The 2,357-nt window shown below is 72.4% G+C and carries 2 protein-coding genes; one reads left to right on the plus strand and one right to left on the minus strand.

The annotated features are described in order from the left end of the window. Window positions 1-132 precede the first annotated feature (132 nt). Window positions 133-1,404: an Ig-like domain-containing protein gene (locus EAD96_RS10080; protein ID WP_199733120.1), complete on the plus strand. Its 1,272-nt coding sequence runs from the start codon at window positions 133-135 to the stop codon at window positions 1,402-1,404. Between the two features lie 61 nt (window positions 1,405-1,465). On the opposite strand, the gene EAD96_RS10085 is transcribed toward EAD96_RS10080, so the two are convergent. Then, entirely contained in the window at window positions 1,466-2,356 is an 891-nt protein-coding gene (locus EAD96_RS10085; RefSeq protein WP_233585616.1) for an SMP-30/gluconolactonase/LRE family protein, read from the minus strand. Window position 2,357 lies beyond the last annotated feature (1 nt).

Genomic DNA, 2,357 nt, shown 5'->3' on the forward strand with positions numbered 1-2,357 from the left:
CAAGCGGGGACGGGAATTACCTGTCCGGCACAATTCGCGCAGCTGTTTCCGAGCAATTCCGCCGAAGGTGCCACGGCGCGATCCCGGGCCTACAGAATGTGGGCGAGAGGGTTCGGAAATGGGGGGCGAAATATGTTTGCGAGGCGCCGACTGACGCTTTTCGCGATGACCGTCGCAGCCGCGCCGCTGGCGGTCGGCGCGTGTACCGCCGGCCCGAAGTCGGTGGCGAAGCGGGCCGAGGCCGCGCCGCCGTCGGTCTCCGTGTCGCCGGCCGACCGTACCCGGGACGTGCCGATCAGCGCGGAGGTGGGGACGAAGGTCAGCAACGGCAAGGTGACAGCCGTCAAGCTGACCGACGACAAGGGAAACGCGGTGCCGGCCCAGCCGCGTGAGGACGGCTCCGGCTGGGTGCCGGACCGGCCGCTCGCCAATTCCCGGACGTACACCGCGGAGGTGACCGCGACCGGCGATTCCGGCAAGACCGCCACGCAGAAGACGACGTTCACGACGATGGCCAAATCCACCAAACCGGCCGTCACCAGCGAATTGTATTTCCGGCCGAATCAGACGTACGGGACGGCGATGCCGGTCGTGCTCGGATTCGACCCGCCGATTCCGAAGGAGGCCCGCGCGGACGTCCAGCGCCGGCTGTTCGTGAAGACCGACCCGCCGCAGCCGGGCACCTGGTCCTGGGTGGCCGACGGCAAGCAGGCCGAGTACCGGGCGCCGGACCGGTGGAAGCCGGGCACGAAGATCAGCGTGCGCAGCGCGTTGCAGGGGCTGCCCATCGGCAAGGACGCGATCGGCGACTCCGACCGGGTCGCGAGCGCCAAGGTCGGCCGCCAGGTGACGCTCGACATCGACAACGGGACCAAGCAGATGACCGTCTACCAGGACGGCAAGGTGCTCAAGAAGATCCCGGTGAGTCTGGGCAAGGCGAGCACGCCGACGTCCAGCGGCAACATGGTGATCATGGAGAAGCACGAGCACACCACGTTCGACACCCGTGGTGAGCCCAACGGCGGCTACGTGGTCGACGTGGACGACGCCCAGCGGCTGACCTGGGGCGGCGAGTTCATCCACTCGGCGCCGTGGTCGGAGGGCGACCAGGGGAGCACTAACGTCTCGCACGGCTGCACCAACGTCTCGGCCACCGCCGCGGACTGGCTGATGGGCTTCACGCAGGTCGGTGACCTGGTGACGGTCAAGGGCACCGAGGTGAAGCTCGACCAGGGCAACGGCTTCACCGCCTGGAACGTCGGCTGGGACGAGTTCGCCAAGGGCAGCGCGCTGCCCGTACCGGCGGGGCTGAAGCCCACGCAGAGCGCCACGCCGCACCCGGGCGCGGTGGCCGGCGGGTCGTCACCGGCCCCGGCCCCCTCACGGAGCAACAGCGGCGGCTGAACCTGGGGAGGAACGGCCACGGGGCCGGCCCGCGTCCGCGCGGGCCGGCCCCGCGTCGTGCTCAGTCCAGGCCGACGCGGGCCACCCCGGTCGCGGTCAGGCTGCCCAGCCAGAGGTGGCGGCCGTGCTGCCGCACGCCGGTGACCATCGGGTACGCCCCGCTCGGGCCGTGCAGCGTGCGCAGCACCCGGCCGGTGCCGTCGACCAGCGCGACCAGCCCGTAGCGGCGCGGCTGCGGCTGCACCGCGCCGGGCAGCAGGGCCACGATCTGCCGCACCCGGGGGTGTGGCAGCAGCCGTTCCATGGCGCGCAGCCGAGGGCTGGGCAACGCGACCCAGTAGGTGCCGTCGCCGACCGCGGAGATGTTGTCCGGGTACGCGGGCAGGTCGGTGAGCACCGTGGCCCGCCCGCTCGGCAGGCCCACCCGGAGCAGCCGGTGGGTGGCGGTCTCGGCGAGCATCAGCGCCGACTCGTCCGGGGTCAGCGCGAGCCCGTTGGGGAAGTAGAGCCCGTCCGCGACCACGTCGGTGCGCCCGGTGCCCCTGTCGTACGCGAGGATCCGCCCGTTGGGCCGGTGCTCCAGCAGGTCGCGCTTCCAGTGCGAGAGCGGGAACCGGTCGGACGAGTCGGTGAAGTAGACGGTGCCGTCGCGCGCCACCGCGGCGTTGTCGGCCAGGTGCACCGGCGGCGCGGTGCCGGTCAGCTCGTGCACCCGGCCGACCGGGTCGACCCGCAGCAGTCCCCGGTACGCGTCGCAGACCAGCAACCCGCCGTCGACCGGATCGTGCTCGATGCCCAGCGGCCGTCCGCCGGTCTCGGCCAGCAGCGTGGGCGGGGTGCCGGGCGGGGAGTCGGCCGGCCACCACCAGAGCCGGCCGTCCTCGTCGCCGCTGACCACCCGGCCGTCGCCGTCGACCACCACGTCCTCCGGGCCGTGCCCGCCGGCCGGCAGC

This window comes from Micromonospora sp. BL1 (assembly GCF_003667485.1).
In the GTDB taxonomy this organism is placed as follows: domain Bacteria; phylum Actinomycetota; class Actinomycetes; order Mycobacteriales; family Micromonosporaceae; genus Micromonospora; species Micromonospora tulbaghiae.